Genomic DNA, 19,547 nt, shown 5'->3' with positions numbered 1-19,547 from the left:
GACGGATTGCGCGCAATGCCCGTGGGAAACCTTCCCCGGTCCCCGGGCGTGCGGGGGACCGGGCTTGTCAATCGCCGGCCGTGTTCACGTGTCATTCCCGGAAGCGGGTGGCCTTGCCGCGCGGCGCCACGCACCGGGCGGCTGGGGGGCCGGCGATCCGGGCGGGGAGGCCGGCATATGCTGGCCGGCCCATGGACCTACGGGTGTTCCAGTCGGAGCAGGAGGCGGCCACCCCCTGCGCGGCCCGCATCGCCGAGGCGGTGCGCCACACGCCGGAGCTGGTGCTGGGGCTCGTCACGGGGCGCTCGCCGCTCAACGTGTACCGGAGCCTGGCGGCGCTGGCGGCCCGGGGGGCGCTGGACCTGTCGCGGGCCACGACGTTCAACGTGGACGAGTTCCTGGGCCTGCCGCCCGAGGACCCGGGCAGCTTCCGCGCGTACATGGACCGGCACCTGTTCCGGCATGTGAATCTGTCAACGGAGCGGATCCACTTCTTCGACGGGTGCGCGCCGGACGCGGAGGCGGAGTGCGCGCGCTATGACGCGGCGCTCGCGGCGGCCGGGGGGCTGGACCTGCTGCTGCTGGGCGTGGGGCCCAACGGGCACATCGCGTTCAACGAACCCGGCGAGGTGCTGACGGCCACGAGCCACCGCGCGCGCCTGTCGCGGGAGACGCGGCTGTCCCACGTGATGGCGTTCGGGGATGACCCGTCGAAGGTGCCCATGGCGGCGCTGACGCTGGGCATGGCGGCGGTGCTCCAGGCGCGCAAGGTGGTGGTGCTCGCGTTCGGCGTGAACAAGGCCGCGGCGGTGACGGCGATGGTGCACGGCCCGCTCACGCCCCGGTGCCCCGCGTCGTTCCTCCAGCTCCACCGCGACGTGGAGCTGTGGCTGGACACGGGCGCGGCCAGCGGCCTGCACGGGCGCAAGCTGGAAGCGGCCCGGACCCGCGACGGCGGGAGCTGACGCGGCGGGGCCCACCCCGGCGCTCGTCCCTAGCGCGTCGCGGAGGCGAGCTTCGCGGGAGGCTTGCTGCCCGCGGCCGGGCGGGTCGCGGGCTTCACGGGGGCCTTCGCCTTCGGCGCGGTGGACGGCTTCGAGGGCGCATCCGGCGGACGGGCCTTCCGCGCGACGGGGGCCTTGGCCGGAGCCGCGGAGCCGGCCGGGCGCTTCGCCACGACCGGCGCCTTCGGGCGGGTGTGCTCATAGGCCGCGAGCACCTTGGCCACGTAGAACTCCGTCTCTCCGTTGTGCGGCACGCGCCCGTTCACCGACCCCGGGCCCGCGTTGTACGCGGCCACCGCCAGCCGCACGTCGCGGAACCTGCGCAGTTGCTCGGCCAGGTAGCGCCCGCTCGCGTCGACGGACGGCGCCGGGTCGAAGGGGTCCTCCACCCGCATCAGCGCCGCCGTGTCCGGCATGAGCTGCCCGGGCCCCATGGCCCCCGCGGGCGAGATGCGGTGCACCCGCGTCTCCGACTCCACCTGGATGAGCGCCTTCAGGAGCCCCGGCGGAATCCCGTGGCGGCGCTCCGTGTCCTCGATGAGCGGCTCCAGCGGCGGGTGGCCGTCCAGCACGCACTCGGGCCGGTGCGCCACGTAGGCCCCCAGCGCGCGCGCCTTCGTCTGGAGGAAGGAGAAGGACAGGGGCGACACCTGCGTTCCGCCCAGCCACGCCACGCCCAGGTTGAGCAGCACCACGGGCACCAGCGCGCACGGCACCAGCCACGCCCATCCCGGAATCTCGATGCCGCCCACGGCCCGCTTGCGTCCCACCCTCCCCACTTAAGGGCGCCGCGCGTCCCCGTCCAGCTTCCGGCCACCCGCCGCCCCGGCCGCGTCCTCTGGCCGGGGCGGGAGTGGAGGCTTCAGAACAGCAGGCCGAAGTAGTTGGCGCGCGCCTTGGCGCCCACGCAGACCTCGACGTCCGCGGTCCACGACTGCGTGGGGGGCGTCCCCGTGGCCTGGAAGAGGAACTCCAGCTCCTCCTGCTTGGCCAGGTCCAGCACGTCCACCGCGCCGCTGCTGGTGAGCTGGAGCTTGTTCGTGGCGCTCCCGGCGCCGGTGCGCCGGAACTCGCCCAGCAGCACGTACTCCGCGGAGCCCGGCTTGCGCACGGAGAGGCTGGCGCGCTCGATGCCGCTGATGTCCGTGCTGGCGGTGGCGTCGAAGAGCTTCAGCCGCAGCTCCGTCTCCACGTCGGCGTCCGCGGGCAGCGCGCTGGCGAAGTCACCCAGCGGGATGGTGAAGGACTGCTCCACGGAGCCGGCGAGGGGCGGGGAGGCGGGGAAGGACAGGTCGTTCTCGTTCTTGCAGATGCGCTCGGCCTCCACCTCGACGGTGAAGAGCGAATCACAGCCCGTGCCCAACAGGGCCACGGCGCCAGCGAGCAGGAGGGTGCGGAAGGTTTTCGTTCGCATGGTGGATGGGCTCCTGGCTCAGAAGAAGTAGACGATGAAGCCCAGCTTCACCGAAGGGATGGTGGCGCGCAGGTGCAGCGGTCCGGACGTGACGCTGTCGTCGCCGGAGGCGTCCTGGATGAGCGGCGTGGGGTCCGGCACGGTCATCGCCACGTAGCTCAGGCCCACGTTGAGGAAGAAGTTGAAGCGGCTCCGCGTGCCCACCTCCAGGCCCACGCTGCCCGTCACGTAGTTGTAGGTGACGTCGCGGATGGCCTCCGACGTGGCGCTCGGCTCACGGCCCAGCCAGTCCAGCACCTCGCTGTACTCCGAGCCGAAGTAGTGCCCGACCTCCGCGTTGAGGGACGGCGCGATGAAGGTGTCCATGGGCAGGATGCTCAGGCCGCCGCGCACGCCGATGCTGAGCGTGTTCGTGGTGGGGCCCGCCTGCAGCCGCAGCCAGTTCGTGGGGCGCACCACCGCGGACACGCCGATGCCGTGCGGAGCGCCCGCGTCCAGCAGCAGGCCCACCTTGTGGGGCGCGTCGTCCTGGGCGAGCGCCGGAGTGGCGCTGCCCAACACGGCCATGCACCCCAGGGCGATGCCGGAGGAGCGGAGGGAGGGGTGTCGTCGTCTCAAGGAAGAAGAGTCCATCGTCATGACGAAAGTTCCACGGTGAATGCCGGCCCAGCGGTCATTCTTCGCGGAAGGCGAGCGGGAAATGAAGGGCCTCACGCGAAACCCGTACGGGCTTTCCGGGATGCCGCGACCCGCGGTGGAGGGACTGCCCGGTTCCCGACACGCTGGGTGGTCATCCAGGACTCGGGAAATGCGCGCAATGCCTGTCAAATCAAGGACGTCCCCTTCACTCCCGTGGGCGATGTGCATCCAAACCACCGGATGCGAGCGTATGATGAAAGGAAACGGTGACGTGGCATTCAGGGCCGGGAACCGGGGGGCCAAGGATGATCGACGAAGTCGATCTGCGCATGAAAGCGTGGGTGGGACGCATTGCCACGGATGCGCCGGTGCACTTGGGCGTGCCCGACCGTGAGGCCCTGGACCGGGGTGTCTGTCTTTACCTCCTGGAGCTGGGGCCGGCGCCGCTGACCCGGGCGGGGAAGCGGGGCGCGCTGCAGTTCACCGTCTGCTATCTGGTGACGGTGGGCGCGGAGACGCCCGAGCGCGCGCACCGGCTGTTGGGAGACCTGGTCTTCGCGGCCATGGGCGACAAGGAATTGGAGGTGGACCTGAGCCCGGTGCCCGCGGCGCTGTGGGCGGGTCTGCGTTCGGTGCCGCGTCCGGCGTTCCGCCTGCGGGTGCAGGTGCGCAAGGAGCAACCCCTGGCGGAGGTGCGATGTCTGTCATTGGTGGAAGGGGGCTGTGCGCCGGCCCCCCTGCTGGGGCGGGTGGTGGGGCCGGGTGACGTCCCCATCCCGGACGCGTGGGTGGCGCTGCCCTCGTTGCAGTTGAGCACGCGCACGGACGCGCAGGGGCACTTCCACTTCGCGCACCTGCCGCAGGGCGGGTCGCTGGGCCGGCTGGAGGTGCGCGCGGAAGGGGAGCTGTTGTCGGTGGAGTCGGAGGGGCTGGCCACGGGGACCTCGCCGGTGATCATCCGGATGCCGGTGAAGGAGGAGTGACGATGCTCGCGGGTCCGCCAGCCGAGGCGGTGGTGGCGCGGCCCCGCGCGCGGCGGCACCTCGCCTGGGTGGTGTCCCTGGCGCGGTGGGTGAAGGCCTGGGCGGAGCGGGTGCTCGCGGAGCATGCCGCCGCGGTGGCGAAGGCGGCGGTGGAGCTGGGAGGCGCGCGGGTCCGCTCGTTGCCCCTGCGCGAGCCCGCGGTGGTGCTGCTGCCGGTGCCCCTGTGGCCTCGCGGGGGAGAGGAATTCCTGACGCCGGAGCACGCGGACATGGTGTCCACGCCGATGCTCCCGGAAGCGCCCACGCCCCGCTTGAACACGCTGCGGTGCATCCCGAAGGAGGGAGAAGCGCCGGACGTGGAGCGCGAGCCCGTGACGCTCCGGATGGTGCCCCGGGTGCCCTTCGGTTTCGACCCGGATGACCTGCTGCCCGCGGAGCCCGTGGCGGTGGTGGCCCAGCCACCGTCGCCCGCGCTGCTGCTCCAGGCCGCGGCGCTCCCGTGCGAGGAGCCGCCGGACGCCCCGCCCGTCGCGCCTCGGCCGTTGCAGGCGGTGACGTCGTTTCCCAGGGACCCCGCCAGGGACCTCATCGCGCTCCTGAAGGAGTCGCTGGGCACGCCGGACCAGCCATCCGTGCCCTGGTCGGAGGCGGGTTCCTCCTCGCCCGACGAACCCGCCGACGCGGAGGAGATGCTGCGTCAGTGTGAGCGATTGGAGCTGGAGCCGACGGTGGAGTAGCGACGTGGGGCTGGCGCGCATCCGCCAGGTAGGTGCGCGCGGGGCTATGCTGTCGCGCGCGATGTCCGAGCGGTCACGTCCCAGCGCTGTCCCGCCAGGCCTCACGGCGGCCGACGTCGAGCGTCAGTTGGAGGGCCGCGCGGAGGTCCTCGCGGCGGCGCGGCGTCCGCACCTGGAGCTGGAGCAGGCGCTGTCCGGCCGGCGGTGGCGGCGGGCGCTGGCGCGGCGTCCGGAGCTGGTGCCCGCGCTCGTGGCTGAAGCGCAGGCGGTGGAGGAGGCGCTGGAGCGCGTCCAGCGCCGCGCGGTGCAGGAGGCCTGGCCGGACGACATGCCTGTATTGAAGGCGGCCCGGGAGCTGTCGGCGCGGCGGGAGCGGCTGACGCGGCTGGCCCGGCGCAGGTTGGATGTCCTGACGGTGGCTCCGGAGGACATCCCGCTGGAACAGGCGCTGACGCGGCTGGATGCGCTGGTGCGCCAGGTGGTGCGCTGGGAGCTGAAGCCCGGCGAGGTGCTCGTCCACGAGGCCTTCGCGCAGCGGTTCCAGCGGTGGGACAAAGCAAGACGGCTGCGCTCGGAGCTGCCCGCGCACTACGGCTGGCGCCTCGCCGTCAGCCTGTGCGCGGCGTTCGCGGTCGTCCTCCTGGCGCCTCCCGAGCTGAAGAAGCTGGCCGGGTTCCTGTTCATGGCGATCGCCATGGCCCCCGCGGCCTGGGACCTGCTGCGCTCGGGGCATACGCGGCTGACCAGCGAGCGGCTGCTGTGGAAGCCGCTCCTCGGGGAGACCCAGGAGGTGCGGCTGGGAACCATCGCGGAGGGCGGCGTCCGGGTGGAGCGGGCCTGGGATGTGTGCGTGGTCGGTGACCGCCGGTGGCGCGCGCGCTCCCTCTGGGAGGCGCCCGAGCTGGCCCTGCTCATCGAACTGCACCGTCAGCCTCCCCTGCGCGGCGCGGCCCGGGCGGGCGTGCGCCTGGACACCGTGGCGGTGTTCCCCGCGAGGCTCGGCAAGCGCAAGGGCTTCTGTGTGCTGGGACCCCAGGGCCTCTCCTTCATCCCGGAGGGACGGGGCGCCCAGTCCCTCCGCGCCGTCACCGGTCATCCGTCCACGCTGCGCGGCTTCGACTCCGACCTGGTGCTGGACGCGCTGCGCTGGCTTCCGGAGGCGGAGTTCGACGCCTGCGTGACGCGCATGGTGGAGGCCACCGGCGGCGTGGCGTGGGCCCGCGCGGATGCGCGCTACGTGCCGGGCTCCCCGGTGTGGCGGCGAATCCGCGTCGAGCACCGGGGGCTGACGCTGACCGGCCGCGTGAACTGGGACCAGCAGGACGCCGCTGAACGGCTCCTGCGCGACTGGCCGCAGTAGCTCCGGGCGTTCTCGCTCAGTTCGACCTACGCGTCACCGTGCAGCGCCTTCATGCAAAAAACAAAGCACGGCATGGGCGGCCCCCAGGGAGTTACCGTCGCAGATGGCATGTGGAGTGGCTTTTTTCTTGGCTCATGAGCTTTCTCCGACTCATCACCTGCCACGAGAACAAGGCCGAGAAGCTCCTCTGCCTCGTTCATTTCGCTTGTGCCTTTAACCTGCTTCGTTGGTTGACGGGCGGCCAAGAATATTTCAAGAGTGCTGCAGCGCTGAAGGCAGTGCAAAGAGGCGTGAACGCTGCGCTACTTTCCTGGTAGCGGACTGGCAACGGCTTGTGCAGGGACAGGCGGGGCGAACTGAGTAGGGACTGTTTCAGCCAAGAGTTCTCGCAGTTCGTTGATTTCAGGTTCCTGCTTGGAGCCAAACCGCACGCGTAGCAATGCCATAAGAATGCTGAGTGCGTCGTCTGCCAGCACGAGGGGCAGTGGTGTGTACGCAGCGGGTGCTACTGGCACTACTGGGAACAGGCGATCAAGCCGGGCAACAGAAGCCAGTACCTCAGGGCTATTGTTTGAAGGGCAATAGAAGAACTGGCTGTACATCAGAGCGTCAATGCGATGCTTCATTACTTCAGGAAACCCATTTGGGTGATCGGCTGTTTGAACGCCAGAGAGCGGGGCAACGAGGATATTTCGCTCTTGCAGATGCTTTTTCCCTCCGAGCTTCACGACCGGATCGACATCTGGGAACGTCGTTCCAAACAGAGCCACTACGATGGCAAGGCGGCGCTTTGCCTTTTGAACCATCAGTTCTTCGTGATCGGCCAGATTCAACTTGTATACGGGTAGGCCCCCGCGACGTTTGAAATCATTCGTCGTAACATTACGGATGGTCGAGGAGGCTGACGTATGCCCTCGAGGGTCATTACGTGCGACTTCTAGAATTTGCGGTATCGGAAGAGGCGCGGGAGCAGGAACCCACGCAAGTTGCCCCAGAATAGGGGTTTTCCCTGCCTGGGCCGGATCGAGAGCCCTATAGAATGGGACAATAAGATTGGACAGACCCATGGTGCTCAAGCGTCCCCATTGGGTTGCCGTAGATCGCCGAAAACGACGACTCCAGAAAACTCCGGCAGACCGTCGCTAACATCCTCGATACTGACTGCCTGCAGAAATGCTTCGTCGTGTGGTCCCGTGTCGAGTGGGGTGGCTTGCGCATCACTCCTTGAGCGCTTTGTCAGCGAGGCAATCAACTCAAGGGCTTTCTTCTTCTTGGGGGCAGAAAGGTTCACGGCGGGCACCCGTTCAACCTTTGGAGGAGGGACTGCCTTCCGGAAGTCCAGAAAATTGGAGGGTTCGATGTCCTCCATGGGTTCCGTTTCGAAGTACACATGGGTGAGAAGTCCTGCAGTATCGTCTCCCCATTTCTTCACGGCCTGCTTCAACATCACCGTCGTGTACGTAGAGAAGGAGTCGAGCAAGCCCTCGACTGGCAGCTCGCTTTGAACGACTTTCCCTCCGTAAAGGAACTGCTCGTCGTTCGTGTACTTCGACTCGTACCCCCGGCGGAAAATCAGTCCTCGTGCATGTGCTTGATCGACCGCCTGCAACGACTCGGCACAATAAGGCCCGAAGCTGACAAACTTCCACGGCCACCCTGTAAGGGTGCGTCCTCCTGTTTTTCGCGCGTGGTAGAGGTCGGCTAGGTAGAGGAATTTCACGAGCCGAAGCTTGGTGAGTTCCTCTCCGCGAACCGCAGCCCAGGAACAGATGAGCTGCACCAGTTCTGGAAGCCGACTTCCAGGTATGTCGCCAGCCATGGAAAACGAGTCTTAGCATGCGGCACTGACAATCGTGCAATGCCCGTGTGCCCGGAGGGCAACCGAGGGACCCTGCCCTTGGTTATCGGAACGAGGAGGGTGAAGGTTGCGTCACTGGGTCGAAGATGATTCGCGCCCAAGGCGCAGGTTGTCGCACACAGGGTGGCTACATGCCTGCCCCTGACTGTTTCACAATGGCGGAACCTGTTCCCTGCTGATGACGACCTGCCCCTTTGAGCGGATGATTTCTGATGGTCATCTCCCTCGTAGAAGGAGGGCGGAATCACGTGGAACCGGTACTGATACGATTGGGTCATTTCAAGAACGATTGGGCGTGGGTGGACTGTTCTCTCTAAATGGCCTGGGCAGCGGGCAGTTCAAGGCCGGCAGCGCGGCGCTGCCACTGGTGCCGTCCGCAGCGCTGCGCTCGGGCGTGGCCGCGAACCATGGCGTGCTGACGTACACCTGCGTGCTGCCGGGCTCGGGTCAGCGTGTGGGCATTGGCCGGGCCCTGAACGGCGATGAGTTGGCCGTGGGCATCCACGCCGCGGACCTCGCCAGCCCCTCGTCGCGGCGGCTCCGGCGGTCAGTGGAACAAGACACCCTGCCGCTCGGGCACCTGTTGTCCGGGCCGTCTGTCGAAGCTCTCGCGGACGCCTGATATGTGAGGAGCCCGTACGGCCTGGGCCGTGAACGGGAGGCTTCATTGGTGTCTGGGACGGATACGCGGCTGTCGCGTGCGAGTGTCGAAGGGCTTGCGGTAGGGGAGCGGCTGTGGCGGCTCATGGAGCCGGCCTGGGGGCACGACGCCGTCGCAGGAACGCATGGCCAACAGGTGCTCGCCCTCACGACCTTCTTCATCCGGGACATCGGGAACGGTGGACTGGATCAGGCTCTCTACAACTTCGCTCCTTCCTCGGTGGAGTTCGTGCTGCGGAGCTTCGAGGAGCTTGGCGCCGCCGGACATGCCGCACGGGTGCGAGAGGGGCTCGACGCGCTCTTTGGAGCCCACCCTTCCGGGACGCTCGAGGCGCGTCGGCGCATCCTCGACATGAAGTCACGAGCGTGGATCGACGCGCATCTCGGTCCACTGAGCGAGCAGCTCCAGGGTGAGGAGAAGCTTGAGGCCTGCTTCCTGCGCTATGTCGATGCGCATCCCTCCGAGTTCTTCCGGGACTGAGCGTCGGGGCTTCAGAGCGTGGACTGCCGTCTCCCCGGGTGGGGCTCCCTACCGCCGGGAGCCGTTGTCACTTCGTCTGGAGGGCGCTTCGCGACGGGGCTTCGTGGGCCCCGGTGTGTCGCGGGCCCGGTGGGAATCTCGTCTTGAGAGGGTGCGGCCGGGAATGGGACGGAGATGCCTCCCTCGTCATCCGGCACTTCGATGTCCCAGAGAAGGGTGTCCGCCTCCGCGAGGGCTTGCTGGACCTCCTTCACCGCGTCCTCACCCGAATAGGGCGGCAACCGCGCCTGCCGCGCGCGCATGACGCGCTCCAACTCGGCGGCGGTGGCGAAGCGCTCGCTCGGGGCGTGGCGCAGCAGCGTGTGGAGGATGTCCCGGAGCGGCACGGACAGCCCCTCCGCCGCGCGCTCCACGTCTTCGGAGCGGAAGGCCATGGCGCACCGGAGCGCATCCTCCGCGAACGGTGGCAGGTCCAGTCCCAGCGACGCCACCGAAGCGGCGAGCACCTTCTCCTGCTCCTCCTTCGACAGCCGTGCCTCCAGCTCCTCCGCGAGCAGGTGCCCCGGGTCGTAGAGGTGCCGGCCGGTGGCGAACTCCAGCAGCATCAGCCCCAGGGAGAAGAGGTCGGTCCGCGCGTCCACGGCTTCACCCAGCAAGGACTCCGGCGCCGCGTAGAGGACCTCCCCCTGGGCTCGCGGGAAGGACGTCGCCACGCGCCCCGTCAGGCGGGAGAGCGCGATGCCGAAGTCCGTCAGCCGCACCTCTCCGCGTGGCCCCAGGCGGACGCGGCCCGGGTTGACGTCGCGGTGGACGATGCCCAGCGGCGCGCCCGCCTCATCCGTGCGGGTGTGCGCGTGCTCCAGTGCCGCCGCGACCTCCGCCCCCACGTGGAGGAGGAAGGACTCGGAGAAGTAACGCCCACGCGCCTGGGCCACGGACAGCAGCGTGTTGAGCGTCAGCCCTTCCAGGTGCTCCGTCACCACGCACAGCCCATGCGTCAGCTCCACCAGCCCATGGACGCGGGCGATGCGCGGATGCTGGAGGTACGCCGCCAGCCGCACCTCCTCTTCCAGCCGGGCGCGGGCGCGCTGGAACCGCTCGGCCTCTTGCGCCGTGTCAGGCCGGGGAAGGCACTTGAGCACCACGCTGGGGCCCAGCCCGCGGGGCGTGCGCACCTGGGCGAGCAGCACGCGCTCGCCCACGCGGCCCATGCCCAGGTCCCGGTAGAACTCGTAGGTGGTGTCCCCTTGCGTGAAGAGGACCACGCCCTGGGTGGACGGGAGGTCTGAAGGTCGGGACATGGAGGGGCAATTCCTTGCACCCCGCGCGAGAGGGATTCCCGCGGAGGGATGTGCAAGGTAATGCCCGCTTCCGTCACTGGGAACGACGCGGCGGGTCCAATCGCTCCAGAAACGCGTTCACCGCGGGTGTGGATTGAGAGGGCTTGGTTGTAACGACGTTTGACGTTGGCTGACGACGTCAGTGCCAGCGCGGGACGGGGTGGGCGCTGAGCGTGTTCTGCATGACCACCGCGCCTGGCTTGGAGCCGGGCTCAGGCTCGAAGAAGCCTTGATGGCGGGTATCGCCAATCTCGATGCAGACGGGCAGGGTCCGGCCATCGGGCAGGTGCACTTCCGTGTACCGCGCGACGAAGACGTCGCCGCGGGTCCACAGGTAGCCTGACAGGAGCGTGCCTTCGGGGACGGTCTTGGCGGTGCTGCGGTAGACCTCGCCCGTCACGGGCCCATCGGAGTAGACGCTCGACCGGTATTCACCGGCCCGCCGCCTGTCCACCCAGAGGGTGAAGTGTTCGTTGGGCCTGAAGCGCAACCCGTCCTCGCGCTCGCGGTTGAACATGGCGTCCACGGCCTTGGCGGGGCACTCGCCCGCGTCGGGCCGCAATTGGGCACCCGGGCAGCCCAACTGGAGGGCTGCCGCGGCCGATGCGCCCGCGCACGTCTTGAGGAAGCCCGTCCAGCCCGACGGAGGCCAGATGGGTCGGGAGGCCTGGGGCTTCGGCTTCCTGGCGTTGGCGTCGGGGGGAGGCGTCATGGGGTGGGGGGCGCGCTTCACGGGAGGACTTTCGTTCGGGACGGGGGCAGAGGTGGGGGACGCTACTCCAGAGGACGGTGCGGCTGGCGGCGGAGGCGCTCGGGCGCCGAGGCGCGTATCCATCGTGGAGGGAGGGGGCAGCCGCTGAGGCGTCCCAGGCGCGGGGCCGCCGGGGGAGCGGCCTTTCATGGCACCCACCCAGAAGACCATGAGCAGGAGCGCCGCGGCGGCTCCCATCCCCCACCGTTTCCAGTGGCGCCCGGAGGCCTGGCCCTCCACGGGGGCTGGCGCGGGAACGGGCTGGAGCGGTGTCATGGCCACGTGCACCGGCTCCGTCCTCCAGGAGTCCCCGGTCTCCGTCAGCAGCTCCGCCAACTCGCGTCGCATCACTTCGGCGGAGGCCGCACGCTGCTCGGGGTCAGGGGCGATGAAGTGGAGGGCCGCCCGGCCCAGGGCTTCGGGCACGCGCGGGTTGAGCGTCTGCGGCGCGGGCGGCGTCCACCGGCCTCCCACGTAGAGCGCGGGCGGGTCGCTCACCGGCCTGGGAATCGTCAGCAGGTCATAGAGGCAGAGCCCCAGGGCGTAGATGTCGTCGGTGGCCTTGAAGTCATAGCGGGCCCCGCGCTCGTCGCCATGGCGTTTCAGGAAGCGGGCGGCTTCAGGCGAGCGGTAGCGCCGGGTGCCAGGCGGCAGGGGCGTGTCCGTCAACTCCGGCGCGAGCAGGTAGCTGCTGACGCCGAAGTCCAGGAGGAAGGGCTCTCCGTCGGAGGCGCGCACGACGATGTTGCTCAGCTTCACGTCCCGGTGGAAGACGCCGCGGGCGTGCGCGTGGGCCAGGGCCGAGGCGAGCTTGACGAAGACCCGCATCACTTCGTGCGCCGTGGGGTGGGTCTTCTCCAGCCACTCTCCCAGCGTGTAGCCCTCCACGTAGTCCAGGAGGATGTAGCTCCAGCCGTGTTGGACGTCGGGCCAGCGGCTGTGGGCCCAGCAACGCACGATGTTGGGATGGCCTTGCAGGTGGAGAAGGCACACGGCCTCGCGCATCAGCCGCGCGTCCGCCCGTTGCTCATCCCCGCTGCCTGCGCGGTGCGTGGAGAACTTCATCGCGAAGCGCTGTCCTCCCTTCTCCACGAGGAGGACCGCGCCATAGCTGCCCGAGCCCAGCGGACGCACCACGCGAAAGCCATCCACCCGCTGGCCGGACTCCAGGTGCGCGGGAATCGTCGCGATGGCCATGTGCGCGCTTCTAGAACACCAGGGAGGGGAAGAAAAGACGGCGGGCGCCCACGGTGTCTCGCAATTCCAATTGAAGGGTGGCGCCTTGGGGTCTGTCCATTCCCTCGACCTCCACCACCACCAGGGCTGTCGCGCCCGGTTCAATCCGGGCTCCCTTCATCCGCGCCGGCAGGACGCGGGCCCGTCCGCCGTTCGCCAGTGAGAGCCTCGCCTTCGCCGGTGCCCAGGGGACGGAGCCGGTGTTCTTCACCTCTACCGACAGGGCCGCCCAGCCATGCCCCTGGTAGGAGAAGACGGAGGTGGATGCGTACAGCCCGTCGCCGCTCTGGAGCGTCGACTTGGCCTCCATTATCGCGACCCCCGTGAAGTCCAGCAGGCCGGAGAGGAGCATGCCGACCGGCCCCTCCACGGTGCCGCGCGCCCGGAGCGCTTCCAGCTCCGCCTCCTTGCTCGCGCACGCGGCGCGCACCTCGTCCAGTTCGGCCTGCACGGCCTCGGCCGTGCGCGGCAGGCGCGTCACCTGGACCTGCACGTCCACCTCGGAGTCGTGCATGACGAGCGTGAACACGGCCCCGGCGGGGACCCGGTCATCCGCGAAGGGCACGGTCAGCAGCACGCGCTCGCCGGGGCGCAGGTCGCCCGCGGGCTTGAGCGTCACCAGCCGCGTGCCCACCTCGAACAGCGCGAAGCGGCCTTCGCCATCTCCCAGCCTCACCCCGGTGCGCTCCACCGGGGAGTCGAACTCCAACGTAGTGAGGTAGTCGGGCGCGATGTGCAGCTCCACTGGCGTGCCGGCCGTGGACCGGGCGAGCGTCACCCGCCGCCGCGTCAGTTCGCGAACTCGCGGGGGCTCCTGGGCCGGGGCGCTCGCGCCCAGCAGCAGCAGTGACACCACGGCGAGGTGACGGTTGATGAGAGGCACTGGCGGACGACCTCCGGGGAGACGTCAACGACCGTAGCAGGTGACACGTGGTCCCAGGTCTCCTCCTCTCCTTCCCTCGTGACAGGTTGTATGGGTACGAGCCCCTGAGAGGCCATCCGCTGGCGGACTCCGGGAGCTTCAGGTTCGGCACTGATCCCGGGGGCAATGCCCGGCCTTCGGGGCGATGCGCACCGTCGTGGACGGTGGTTTCCCACGGCGAAGGGCGGACACATGACCAACGACACGCAGACGGGGCGGATTTCCGGTGACTTCCTCACCACGCGCGATGGCACGCGGCTCTACTTCAAGGACTGGGGCCCCAGGGGCGGGCAGCCCGTCGTCTTCTCGCACGGCTGGCCGCTCACGGCCGACGCCTTCGAGGACCAGATGCTGTTCCTGTCCGAGCGCGGCTTCCGCACCCTCGCGCATGACCGCCGGGGGCACGGGCGGTCCTCCCAGCCCTGGGCGGGCCACGACATGGACACGTATGCGGATGACCTGGCGGAGCTGACCTCCGCGCTGGGGCTGCGCAAGGCCGTCCACGTGGGCCACTCCACGGGCGGCGGCGAGGTGACGCGCTACATCGGGCGTCACGGCACCGCGCGCGTGGCGAAGGCGGTGCTCATCAGCGCGGTGCCGCCCATCATGCTCAAGACGGACTGGCACCCCAACGGCCTGCCCATGAAGGTCTTCGACGACATCCGCGCGGGGGTGCGCGGGGACCGCTCCAGCTTCTTCAAGGAGCTGAGCCTAGCGTTCTACGGCTTCAACCGGCCCGGCGCGAAGGTGTCGGAAGGCCTGCGCGAGAGCTTCCGCCTCCAGGCCGTGATGGGGAGCCTCAAGGCCGAGTACGACTGCGTGAAGGCCTTCTCCGAGACGGACTTCCGCGCGGACCTGGCCCGCATCGACGTGCCCACGCTGGTGATGCACGGCGAGGACGATCAGATCGTCCCCATCGACGGCGCGGCGCGCCTCACCGCCACGCTCGTGAAGGGCGCGAAGCTCCAGGTCTTCCCCGGCTTCAGCCACGGCATGTGCTCCGTCAACAAGGACGTCATCAACGAAGCACTCCTGGCCTTCCTCAAGGAATAGCGGCCCTACAGGTCCAGGATGAGGCTCAGTTCGTCCTCCATGGCCTCATCCGTCTGGACGGCGGCGTCCTGGTCGTCCGCGTCGTCCCCGTACCGCGACCAGCCGGCGACCGCCGACGGCCCGAGGCACATCATCTCCCGGGGCGTGGCTCCGACGCCGTCGCCGTCCTGGTCGCGGTAGCGGTAGGCCCACCGGTGGCGGGCCACGTCCGCGTCGTCGCAGTCATTGCCCACGGCCTGGAGGCGGTAGGGCGGGGGCAGTGACATCCCCGTGCAGATGAGCTGGGCGGGGATGGGCGCGGTGAAGCCGTCCCCGTCGCGGTCCACGTGGGCGGCCGACAGGTTCCGCCACCGCGTCGCGTCCTGCGCGTCGCAGTCCGTGCCCTTCTCGGACCAGGTGGCGGGAACCTGACCGTCGGTGCAGAGCTCCGTCACCGGTCCCGCGCCCACGCCGTCCCCGTCCGTGTCCGCGTAGGCCTTCACGGTGTGGAACGCGGCGGCGTTCGTGTCGTCGCAGTCCGGGCCCCACCCCATCTGGTCGGTATACCCGGCGGGCAGGCTCTTGCCCGAGCACACCATCCCTGTCTTCCACACGGTGTACCCGTCACCATCCGCGTCCAGGTGGGTATAGGCCCGCAGACGCCACAATGCGGCGTCCTGGGGCGCGCAGTCGGAGGCGTCCTCGGAGTAGCCCTCGGGCACGCTCGCTCCGCCACAGACGGAGGCCGCCTCGCCCGCGCCCACGCCGTCCCCATCCGCGTCCACGTGGACGGTCCAGAGGTCGAACCGCGCGGGGTTCCCCTCTTCGCAGTCGTCGTCGCGGACCTCCGAGGAGTAGCCCGTGGGCAACCAGAAGCCGCTGCACACCTCGCCCGTCCCGGGCGTCAGGCGGCGGTCGCCATCCGGGTCCCAGGATGCGTAGGGCAGGAGCTGCCAGCGAGTGCTGTCCCAGCCGTTGCAGTCGCCGCCCCGGAAGGTCTCTCCTGGCGGGGACTCCCCCGGGCCCAGGCAGCGGAGCACCGGCTCCCCGGTCCCGTACGTATCCCCGTCCGGGTCCAGCCAGCGTTCGACGAGGGCCGTCCGGTTCGCGTTGGAGTCGTCGCAGTCCACCGGGCCGGACACGGTGGTGTAGCCGGAGGGCAACTGCTCTCCCGAACACTGCTCGCCCTGCGCCTCCACGGTGAAGCCGTCCCTGTCCATGTCCACGTGCGTGAAGGCGAGCATCCGCCAGCGGCCCGCGTCCTCGGGGGCGCAGTCGTTGGAGGTGAGCGCGGAGCCCCTGGGCGGCGGGAGCCCCCGGCTCGGGCACCACAGGATGGGCCTCCCCGCGCCCACGCCGTCCCCGTCCGTGTCCGGCCACGCCTCCGTCAGGGACACCACCGACGGGTCCCCGTCATCGCAGTCCGGTGGCCCCGGCTGCTCCTGGTAGCCCACGACCGTGGCCCCCACGCAGACCGTCACCGGCCCCGGGCCCGTGGCCCCGTCTCCGTCCGCGTCCGGGTACAGGCCCTGCACGGAGCGCCAGCGGGTGGGGTCCCCGGGAGCGCAGTCGTCGGCTTCCCGGGCCCAGCCGCTCATCGTGTCGCCCACGCAGGTGATGCGCTGGCCCGGCTCGCCATGGCCGTCGCCGTCCGTGTCCACGTAGCCCGTGACGGACCGCCACCGGGTGGGGTTCGCGTCATCGCAGTCCAGCTCCGCCGGATGACCGTCGCCGTCCAGGTCCCGGGCGCCCACGCCGCCACCGCAGCCCAACTGGAGTCCCAGGGCGAGCCACACCCACGCCCGCATCATTCGCACCCGCGTGTCCATGGAAGAGGCCCGGGCTACTGACGGGTCAGCGTGCAGGTCACGTAGCTGCTGTAGTTGTTCGGCCACGCCCACGTGAACAGGAAGCGCCCGGGCCGGGTCATGGCGAGCAGCGCCAGCCGGTCACACCGCGCCGCCTCCACGGACGCGTCGCCAATGGCCCAGAAGCGGAAGGTGCGCGGGGCGCTCTCACCCACCAGGGTGCCGGTGACATCGAACGTGCTGATGCCCACGGCGTAGGCATCCACCGTCGCGAAGACGTAGGCCACGCCCTGAACGGGCTCCTCCGGTTCGGCGGCCCCGGCGGTGCTCGGGACGAGGGACAGGGTGGCCAGCAGGGCGAGTGCGCGGAGCGACGACATGGGGTGTTCCTTGGAAGGGCAGGGCCGCGACGGGGGCGCGGCGTCGGAGTCCTATACGGGGAGCCCCGGATTCCTTGGCTCTTTGCCAGCCCGGCATGCGTCCGGAGCTGTGCGCCAGGCCGCCGCCGGGCTTGTCACGCCCCGGGGGCTGCAATACGCCTGGAGCCATGTCCACCGCCGCGCTGCCCGCCGACTTCCTCCGCGCCATCGCCGAGTCCTTCCCCGCCGGCTTCCTCACCCGGGAGCCCGCGGAGCTCCAGGAGTACGGCCGCGACTGGACGCGCGTGTACGCCCCTGCTCCGGGTGCGGTGGTCTTCCCGCGCACCACGGACGAGGTGGCCCGCTTCGTGGCGCTGTGCCACCAGCACCGCGTGGCCGTCGTGCCCTCGGGCGGGCGCACGGGCCTGGCGGGCGGGGCGGTGGCCATGCACGGCGAGGTGGTGCTGTCGCTCCAGCGGATGACGCGCATGGAGCCCGTGGACCTGTTGGGCAACACGGTGCGCGTGCAGGCCGGCGCGGTGACGGAAGCCGTGCACCAGCACTGTGCGCCGCACGGGCTCACCTGGCCGGTGGACTTCGCGTCCAAGGGCAGCAGCACGGTGGGCGGCAACATCGCCACCAACGCGGGCGGCGTGAAGGTCATCCGCTACGGCCTCACGCGGCAGTGGGTGCTGGGGCTCCAGGTGGTGACGGCGCAGGGGCAGGTGCTGGAGCTCAACGGCGCGCTGGAGAAGAACAACACCGGCGTGGACCTGCGCCAGCTCTTCATCGGCAGCGAGGGCACGCTGGGCGTCATCACGGAGGCCACGCTCAAGCTGACGCGCCTGCCCGGCAAGCAGGACGTCTTCCTCTTCGCGGTGCCGGACGTGGCCGCCGTGCTGCGGCTGTTCCGCGACGCGCGCCAGGCCCCGCTGGTGCTGTCCGCCTACGAGTTCTTCACCGACAAGTGCCTGGCCCGCGTGCAGCGCCACCGCAAGCTGCGCTCGCCCTTCGAGGCCCCCAGCGGCTGCTACGTCCTGCTGGAGTCCGAGGGCGGCGACCCGGCGGCGGTGGAGGCGTGGCTCGGCTCGCTGTTCGAGCGCGGGCTCGTCACGGACGGCACCCAGGCGCAAGGCGCCGCGCAGGCGCAGGAGCTGTGGTCGCTGCGCGAGTCCATCAGCGAGAGCCTCTCCGCCACGGGCGTGCTGCACAAGAACGACATCTCCCTGCCGGTGGCGAACCTGGAGGCGTTCTGCGCGGAGCTGGACGCTGTCTTCGCCAGCCGCTACCCGGGCTGGGAGATCTGCCTCTTCGGCCACATCGGGGACGGCAACCTGCACGTCAACGTGATGAAGCCGGACGCGGTGGAGAAGGCGGACTTCTTCGCCCACGCGAAGCAGTCCGACCACGCCATGTTCGACCTGGTGCGCAAGCACGGCGGCAGCATCTCCGCCGAGCACGGCATCGGCCTGCTCAAGAAGGACTACCTGGACTACACGCGCGCGCCCGGTGAGCTGGAATTGCTGCGCACCCTCAAGCGCGCGCTGGACCCGGCGGGCATCCTCAACCCGGGGAAGATCCTGGATGCCTAGGACACGATGCGCGTCTTGATGTCCGTCTCCAGCCCGGCGATGGCCTCGCACACCTGGCGGGACACGTCCTGGTCCAGGTCCATCACCAGGTAGCCCACGTTCGCGTCCGTGCTCAGCACCTGCGCGTGGATGTTGGCGTTCAGGTCGGACACGATGCGGTTGATGTCACGCAGCACGCCCGGCGTGTTGCGGTGCACGTTGATGATGCGGTGGGTGCCCGGGTTGATGGGCGCCTCCACGTTGGGGAAGTTCACCGCGCCCGTCGTCGCGCCGCCCTTCACGAACTTGAGCAGCGACGTGGCCACCTCCTTGCCAATGGACGCCTGCGCCTCCTCCGTGGAGCCGCCGATGTGCGGCGTGAGCACCACGTTGGGCAGCCCCTGCAGCTCCGTCACGAAGCCGTCCGAGTTGCCCTCCGGCTCCTCCGGGTACACGTCCACCGCCGCGCCGCCCAGGTGCTTGGAGCGCAGGGCCTGCGCCAGCGCCGGGATGTCCACCACCGTGCCGCGGCTGGCGTTGATGAGGCACGCGCCCGGCTTCATGGCGGCCAACTGCTCCGGGCCCATCATCAGGTGCGTGGAGGCCAGCGCCGGCACGTGCAGCGTCACGAAGTCGGACTCCGCCAACAGCGCGTTCAGCGTGGGCACCGACCGCGAGTTGCCCAGGGGCAGCTTCGTCATCACGTCGTAGTAGAGGACGCGCATGCCCAGCGCCTCCGCCAGCACGCCCAACTGCGAGCCGATGTGCCCGTAGCCCACGATGCCCAGCGTCTTGCCGCGCACCTCGTGGCTGCCCGTGGCCACCTTGCGCCACTGCCCCGTGTGCACCTCGCGGCTGCGGTCGAAGAGCTGGCGCGTCAGCACCACCACCTCCGCCAGCACCATCTCCGCCACGCTGCGCGTGTTGCTGAACGGCGCGTTGAACACCGGCACGCCGTGCACGCTGGAGGCGAGCAGGTCAATCTGGTTGGTGCCGATGCAGAAGGCGCCAATCGCCAGCAGGTCGTCCGCGTACTTCAGCGACTCCTCCGGCACCGTCGTCTTGCTGCGGATGCCCAAGAGGTGCACGCCCTTGAGCCGCTCCGCCAGGTCCTCCGGCTTGAGCGCCGCGGACAGCCGCTCCACCTCGAAGCCCTCCGCCTTCAGCATCTCCTGGGCCGAGGCGTGGATGTTCTCCAGCAGCAGGACTCGCAGCGGACCCTCGTTGTTCACGGGGCGGCGGGGCGACGGCGGGAAGCGGGGTGTGCTCATGGCGCCTTGCGTTAGACCTCGCCCTCCAAGGTGTCAAGCCTCGGGTGGGGAGGGGTGCCCTCCGAGGCGGGGGAGCTGGGGGACAAAAGACACCGGGCCCGCCGCTCCCCAACAGGGAGAG

Annotated in this window: 19 protein-coding genes; 8 read left to right on the top strand and 11 right to left on the bottom strand. The window is 69.7% G+C overall.

Annotation, left to right across the window (positions count from 1 at the left end; genetic code table 11):
• Window positions 1-191: 191 nt before the first annotated feature.
• A complete protein-coding gene (locus K8612_RS25435; protein WP_223764194.1) occupies window positions 192-965 on the top strand; it encodes a glucosamine-6-phosphate deaminase in 774 nt (257 codons plus the stop codon).
• A 29-nt stretch (window positions 966-994) separates the two neighbouring features.
• On the opposite strand, the gene K8612_RS25430 is transcribed toward K8612_RS25435, so the two are convergent.
• The 3 genes from K8612_RS25430 to K8612_RS25420 all read right to left on the bottom strand — a co-directional run bounded on the left by K8612_RS25430 (window position 995) and on the right by K8612_RS25420 (window position 3,036).
• Window positions 995-1,774: a lytic transglycosylase domain-containing protein gene (locus K8612_RS25430; protein ID WP_223764193.1), complete on the bottom strand. Its 780-nt coding sequence runs from the start codon at window positions 1,772-1,774 to the stop codon at window positions 995-997.
• Between the two features lie 92 nt (window positions 1,775-1,866).
• A complete protein-coding gene (locus K8612_RS25425) occupies window positions 1,867-2,418 on the bottom strand; it encodes a hypothetical protein (RefSeq protein WP_223738841.1) in 552 nt (183 codons plus the stop codon).
• 18 nt (window positions 2,419-2,436) lie between these two features.
• Window positions 2,437-3,036, bottom strand: a complete 600-nt coding sequence (locus tag K8612_RS25420) for a hypothetical protein (protein WP_223738842.1) — start codon at window positions 3,034-3,036, stop codon at window positions 2,437-2,439.
• 362 nt (window positions 3,037-3,398) lie between these two features.
• On the opposite strand from K8612_RS25420, the gene K8612_RS25415 reads away from it, so the two are divergent.
• The 3 genes from K8612_RS25415 to K8612_RS25405 all read left to right on the top strand — a co-directional run bounded on the left by K8612_RS25415 (window position 3,399) and on the right by K8612_RS25405 (window position 6,137).
• On the top strand, window positions 3,399-4,040 hold the full coding sequence (locus K8612_RS25415; RefSeq protein WP_223764192.1) for a carboxypeptidase-like regulatory domain-containing protein: 642 nt from the start codon (window positions 3,399-3,401) through the stop codon (window positions 4,038-4,040).
• A gap of 2 nt (window positions 4,041-4,042) precedes the next feature.
• Window positions 4,043-4,777 (top strand): hypothetical protein, encoded by a 735-nt coding sequence (locus tag K8612_RS25410; protein WP_223764191.1) that lies wholly within the window; start codon window positions 4,043-4,045, stop codon window positions 4,775-4,777.
• Window positions 4,778-4,838: 61 nt separating this feature from the next.
• Window positions 4,839-6,137 carry a hypothetical protein gene (locus K8612_RS25405; RefSeq protein ID WP_223764190.1) on the top strand — a complete coding sequence of 433 codons (1,299 nt, stop codon included), beginning with the start codon at window positions 4,839-4,841 and terminating at the stop codon, window positions 6,135-6,137.
• Between the two features lie 302 nt (window positions 6,138-6,439).
• Here K8612_RS25405 and K8612_RS25400 read toward each other — a convergent pair whose 3' ends face one another.
• Window positions 6,440-6,970 (bottom strand): hypothetical protein, encoded by a 531-nt coding sequence (locus tag K8612_RS25400; protein ID WP_223764189.1) that lies wholly within the window; start codon window positions 6,968-6,970, stop codon window positions 6,440-6,442.
• A 239-nt stretch (window positions 6,971-7,209) separates the two neighbouring features.
• Window positions 7,210-7,956 carry a SocA family protein gene (locus K8612_RS25395; protein WP_223764188.1) on the bottom strand — a complete coding sequence of 249 codons (747 nt, stop codon included), beginning with the start codon at window positions 7,954-7,956 and terminating at the stop codon, window positions 7,210-7,212.
• 334 nt (window positions 7,957-8,290) lie between these two features.
• Between K8612_RS25395 and K8612_RS25390 the strand changes: the two genes are divergently transcribed.
• Window positions 8,291-8,617 carry a hypothetical protein gene (locus tag K8612_RS25390; RefSeq protein ID WP_223764187.1) on the top strand — a complete coding sequence of 109 codons (327 nt, stop codon included), beginning with the start codon at window positions 8,291-8,293 and terminating at the stop codon, window positions 8,615-8,617.
• 123 nt (window positions 8,618-8,740) lie between these two features.
• Window positions 8,741-9,136, top strand: coding sequence for a DUF4375 domain-containing protein (locus K8612_RS25385; protein WP_223764186.1), 396 nt, complete (start codon window positions 8,741-8,743; stop codon window positions 9,134-9,136).
• Between the two features lie 11 nt (window positions 9,137-9,147).
• Here the strand turns inward: K8612_RS25385 and K8612_RS25380 are convergent, their stop codons facing one another.
• The 3 genes from K8612_RS25380 to K8612_RS25370 form a co-directional block, all read right to left on the bottom strand.
• Window positions 9,148-10,437 carry a serine/threonine-protein kinase gene (locus tag K8612_RS25380; protein ID WP_223764185.1) on the bottom strand — a complete coding sequence of 430 codons (1,290 nt, stop codon included), beginning with the start codon at window positions 10,435-10,437 and terminating at the stop codon, window positions 9,148-9,150.
• A 178-nt stretch (window positions 10,438-10,615) separates the two neighbouring features.
• On the bottom strand, window positions 10,616-12,424 hold the full coding sequence (locus K8612_RS25375; RefSeq protein ID WP_223764184.1) for a serine/threonine-protein kinase: 1,809 nt from the start codon (window positions 12,422-12,424) through the stop codon (window positions 10,616-10,618).
• Window positions 12,425-12,434: 10 nt separating this feature from the next.
• Window positions 12,435-13,346 carry a DUF2381 family protein gene (locus K8612_RS25370; protein ID WP_223764183.1) on the bottom strand — a complete coding sequence of 304 codons (912 nt, stop codon included), beginning with the start codon at window positions 13,344-13,346 and terminating at the stop codon, window positions 12,435-12,437.
• Between the two features lie 231 nt (window positions 13,347-13,577).
• Between K8612_RS25370 and K8612_RS25365 the strand changes: the two genes are divergently transcribed.
• The gene (locus K8612_RS25365; RefSeq protein ID WP_223764182.1) at window positions 13,578-14,438 is read left to right on the top strand and encodes an alpha/beta fold hydrolase; all 861 of its coding nucleotides are present in this window, start codon (window positions 13,578-13,580) and stop codon (window positions 14,436-14,438) included.
• 5 nt (window positions 14,439-14,443) lie between these two features.
• Here the strand turns inward: K8612_RS25365 and K8612_RS25360 are convergent, their stop codons facing one another.
• Window positions 14,444-16,234: a hypothetical protein gene (locus K8612_RS25360; protein WP_223764181.1), complete on the bottom strand. Its 1,791-nt coding sequence runs from the start codon at window positions 16,232-16,234 to the stop codon at window positions 14,444-14,446.
• A gap of 26 nt (window positions 16,235-16,260) precedes the next feature.
• Window positions 16,261-16,605, bottom strand: a complete 345-nt coding sequence (locus tag K8612_RS25355) for a hypothetical protein (RefSeq protein ID WP_223764180.1) — start codon at window positions 16,603-16,605, stop codon at window positions 16,261-16,263.
• A gap of 167 nt (window positions 16,606-16,772) precedes the next feature.
• Between K8612_RS25355 and K8612_RS25350 the strand changes: the two genes are divergently transcribed.
• A complete protein-coding gene (locus K8612_RS25350) occupies window positions 16,773-18,176 on the top strand; it encodes an FAD-binding oxidoreductase (RefSeq protein WP_223738850.1) in 1,404 nt (467 codons plus the stop codon).
• Here K8612_RS25350 and serA read toward each other — a convergent pair.
• Complete coding sequence (gene serA / locus K8612_RS25345) at window positions 18,173-19,426, bottom strand: phosphoglycerate dehydrogenase (protein ID WP_223764179.1); 1,254 nt, start codon at window positions 19,424-19,426, stop codon at window positions 18,173-18,175. The genes K8612_RS25350 and serA overlap by 4 nt on opposite strands.
• Window positions 19,427-19,547: the final 121 nt, after the last annotated feature.

The organism is Corallococcus sp. AS-1-6 (genome assembly GCF_020037015.1).
GTDB lineage: Bacteria > Myxococcota > Myxococcia > Myxococcales > Myxococcaceae > Corallococcus.
Note: the sequence above shows the minus strand (reverse complement) of the source record. Positions and strands in the feature narration are given on the sequence as shown.

Bases quoted from the DNA above. Each gene is read 5' to 3' on its own strand.
- K8612_RS25435 (WP_223764194.1), top strand. From the start codon at position 192: ATGGACCTACGGGTGTTCCAGTCGGAGCAGGAGGCGGCCACCCCCTGC.
- K8612_RS25425 (WP_223738841.1), bottom strand. From the start codon at position 2,418: ATGCGAACGAAAACCTTCCGCACCCTCCTGCTCGCTGGCGCCGTGGCC.
- K8612_RS25410 (WP_223764191.1), top strand. From the start codon at position 4,043: ATGCTCGCGGGTCCGCCAGCCGAGGCGGTGGTGGCGCGGCCCCGCGCG.
- K8612_RS25405 (WP_223764190.1), top strand. From the start codon at position 4,839: ATGTCCGAGCGGTCACGTCCCAGCGCTGTCCCGCCAGGCCTCACGGCG.
- K8612_RS25395 (WP_223764188.1), bottom strand. From the start codon at position 7,956: ATGGCTGGCGACATACCTGGAAGTCGGCTTCCAGAACTGGTGCAGCTC.
- K8612_RS25385 (WP_223764186.1), top strand. From the start codon at position 8,741: ATGGAGCCGGCCTGGGGGCACGACGCCGTCGCAGGAACGCATGGCCAA.
- K8612_RS25380 (WP_223764185.1), bottom strand. From the start codon at position 10,437: ATGTCCCGACCTTCAGACCTCCCGTCCACCCAGGGCGTGGTCCTCTTC.
- K8612_RS25375 (WP_223764184.1), bottom strand. From the start codon at position 12,424: ATGGCCATCGCGACGATTCCCGCGCACCTGGAGTCCGGCCAGCGGGTG.
- K8612_RS25365 (WP_223764182.1), top strand. From the start codon at position 13,578: ATGACCAACGACACGCAGACGGGGCGGATTTCCGGTGACTTCCTCACC.
- K8612_RS25355 (WP_223764180.1), bottom strand. From the start codon at position 16,605: ATGTCGTCGCTCCGCGCACTCGCCCTGCTGGCCACCCTGTCCCTCGTC.
- K8612_RS25350 (WP_223738850.1), top strand. From the start codon at position 16,773: ATGTCCACCGCCGCGCTGCCCGCCGACTTCCTCCGCGCCATCGCCGAG.
- serA (WP_223764179.1), bottom strand. From the start codon at position 19,426: ATGAGCACACCCCGCTTCCCGCCGTCGCCCCGCCGCCCCGTGAACAAC.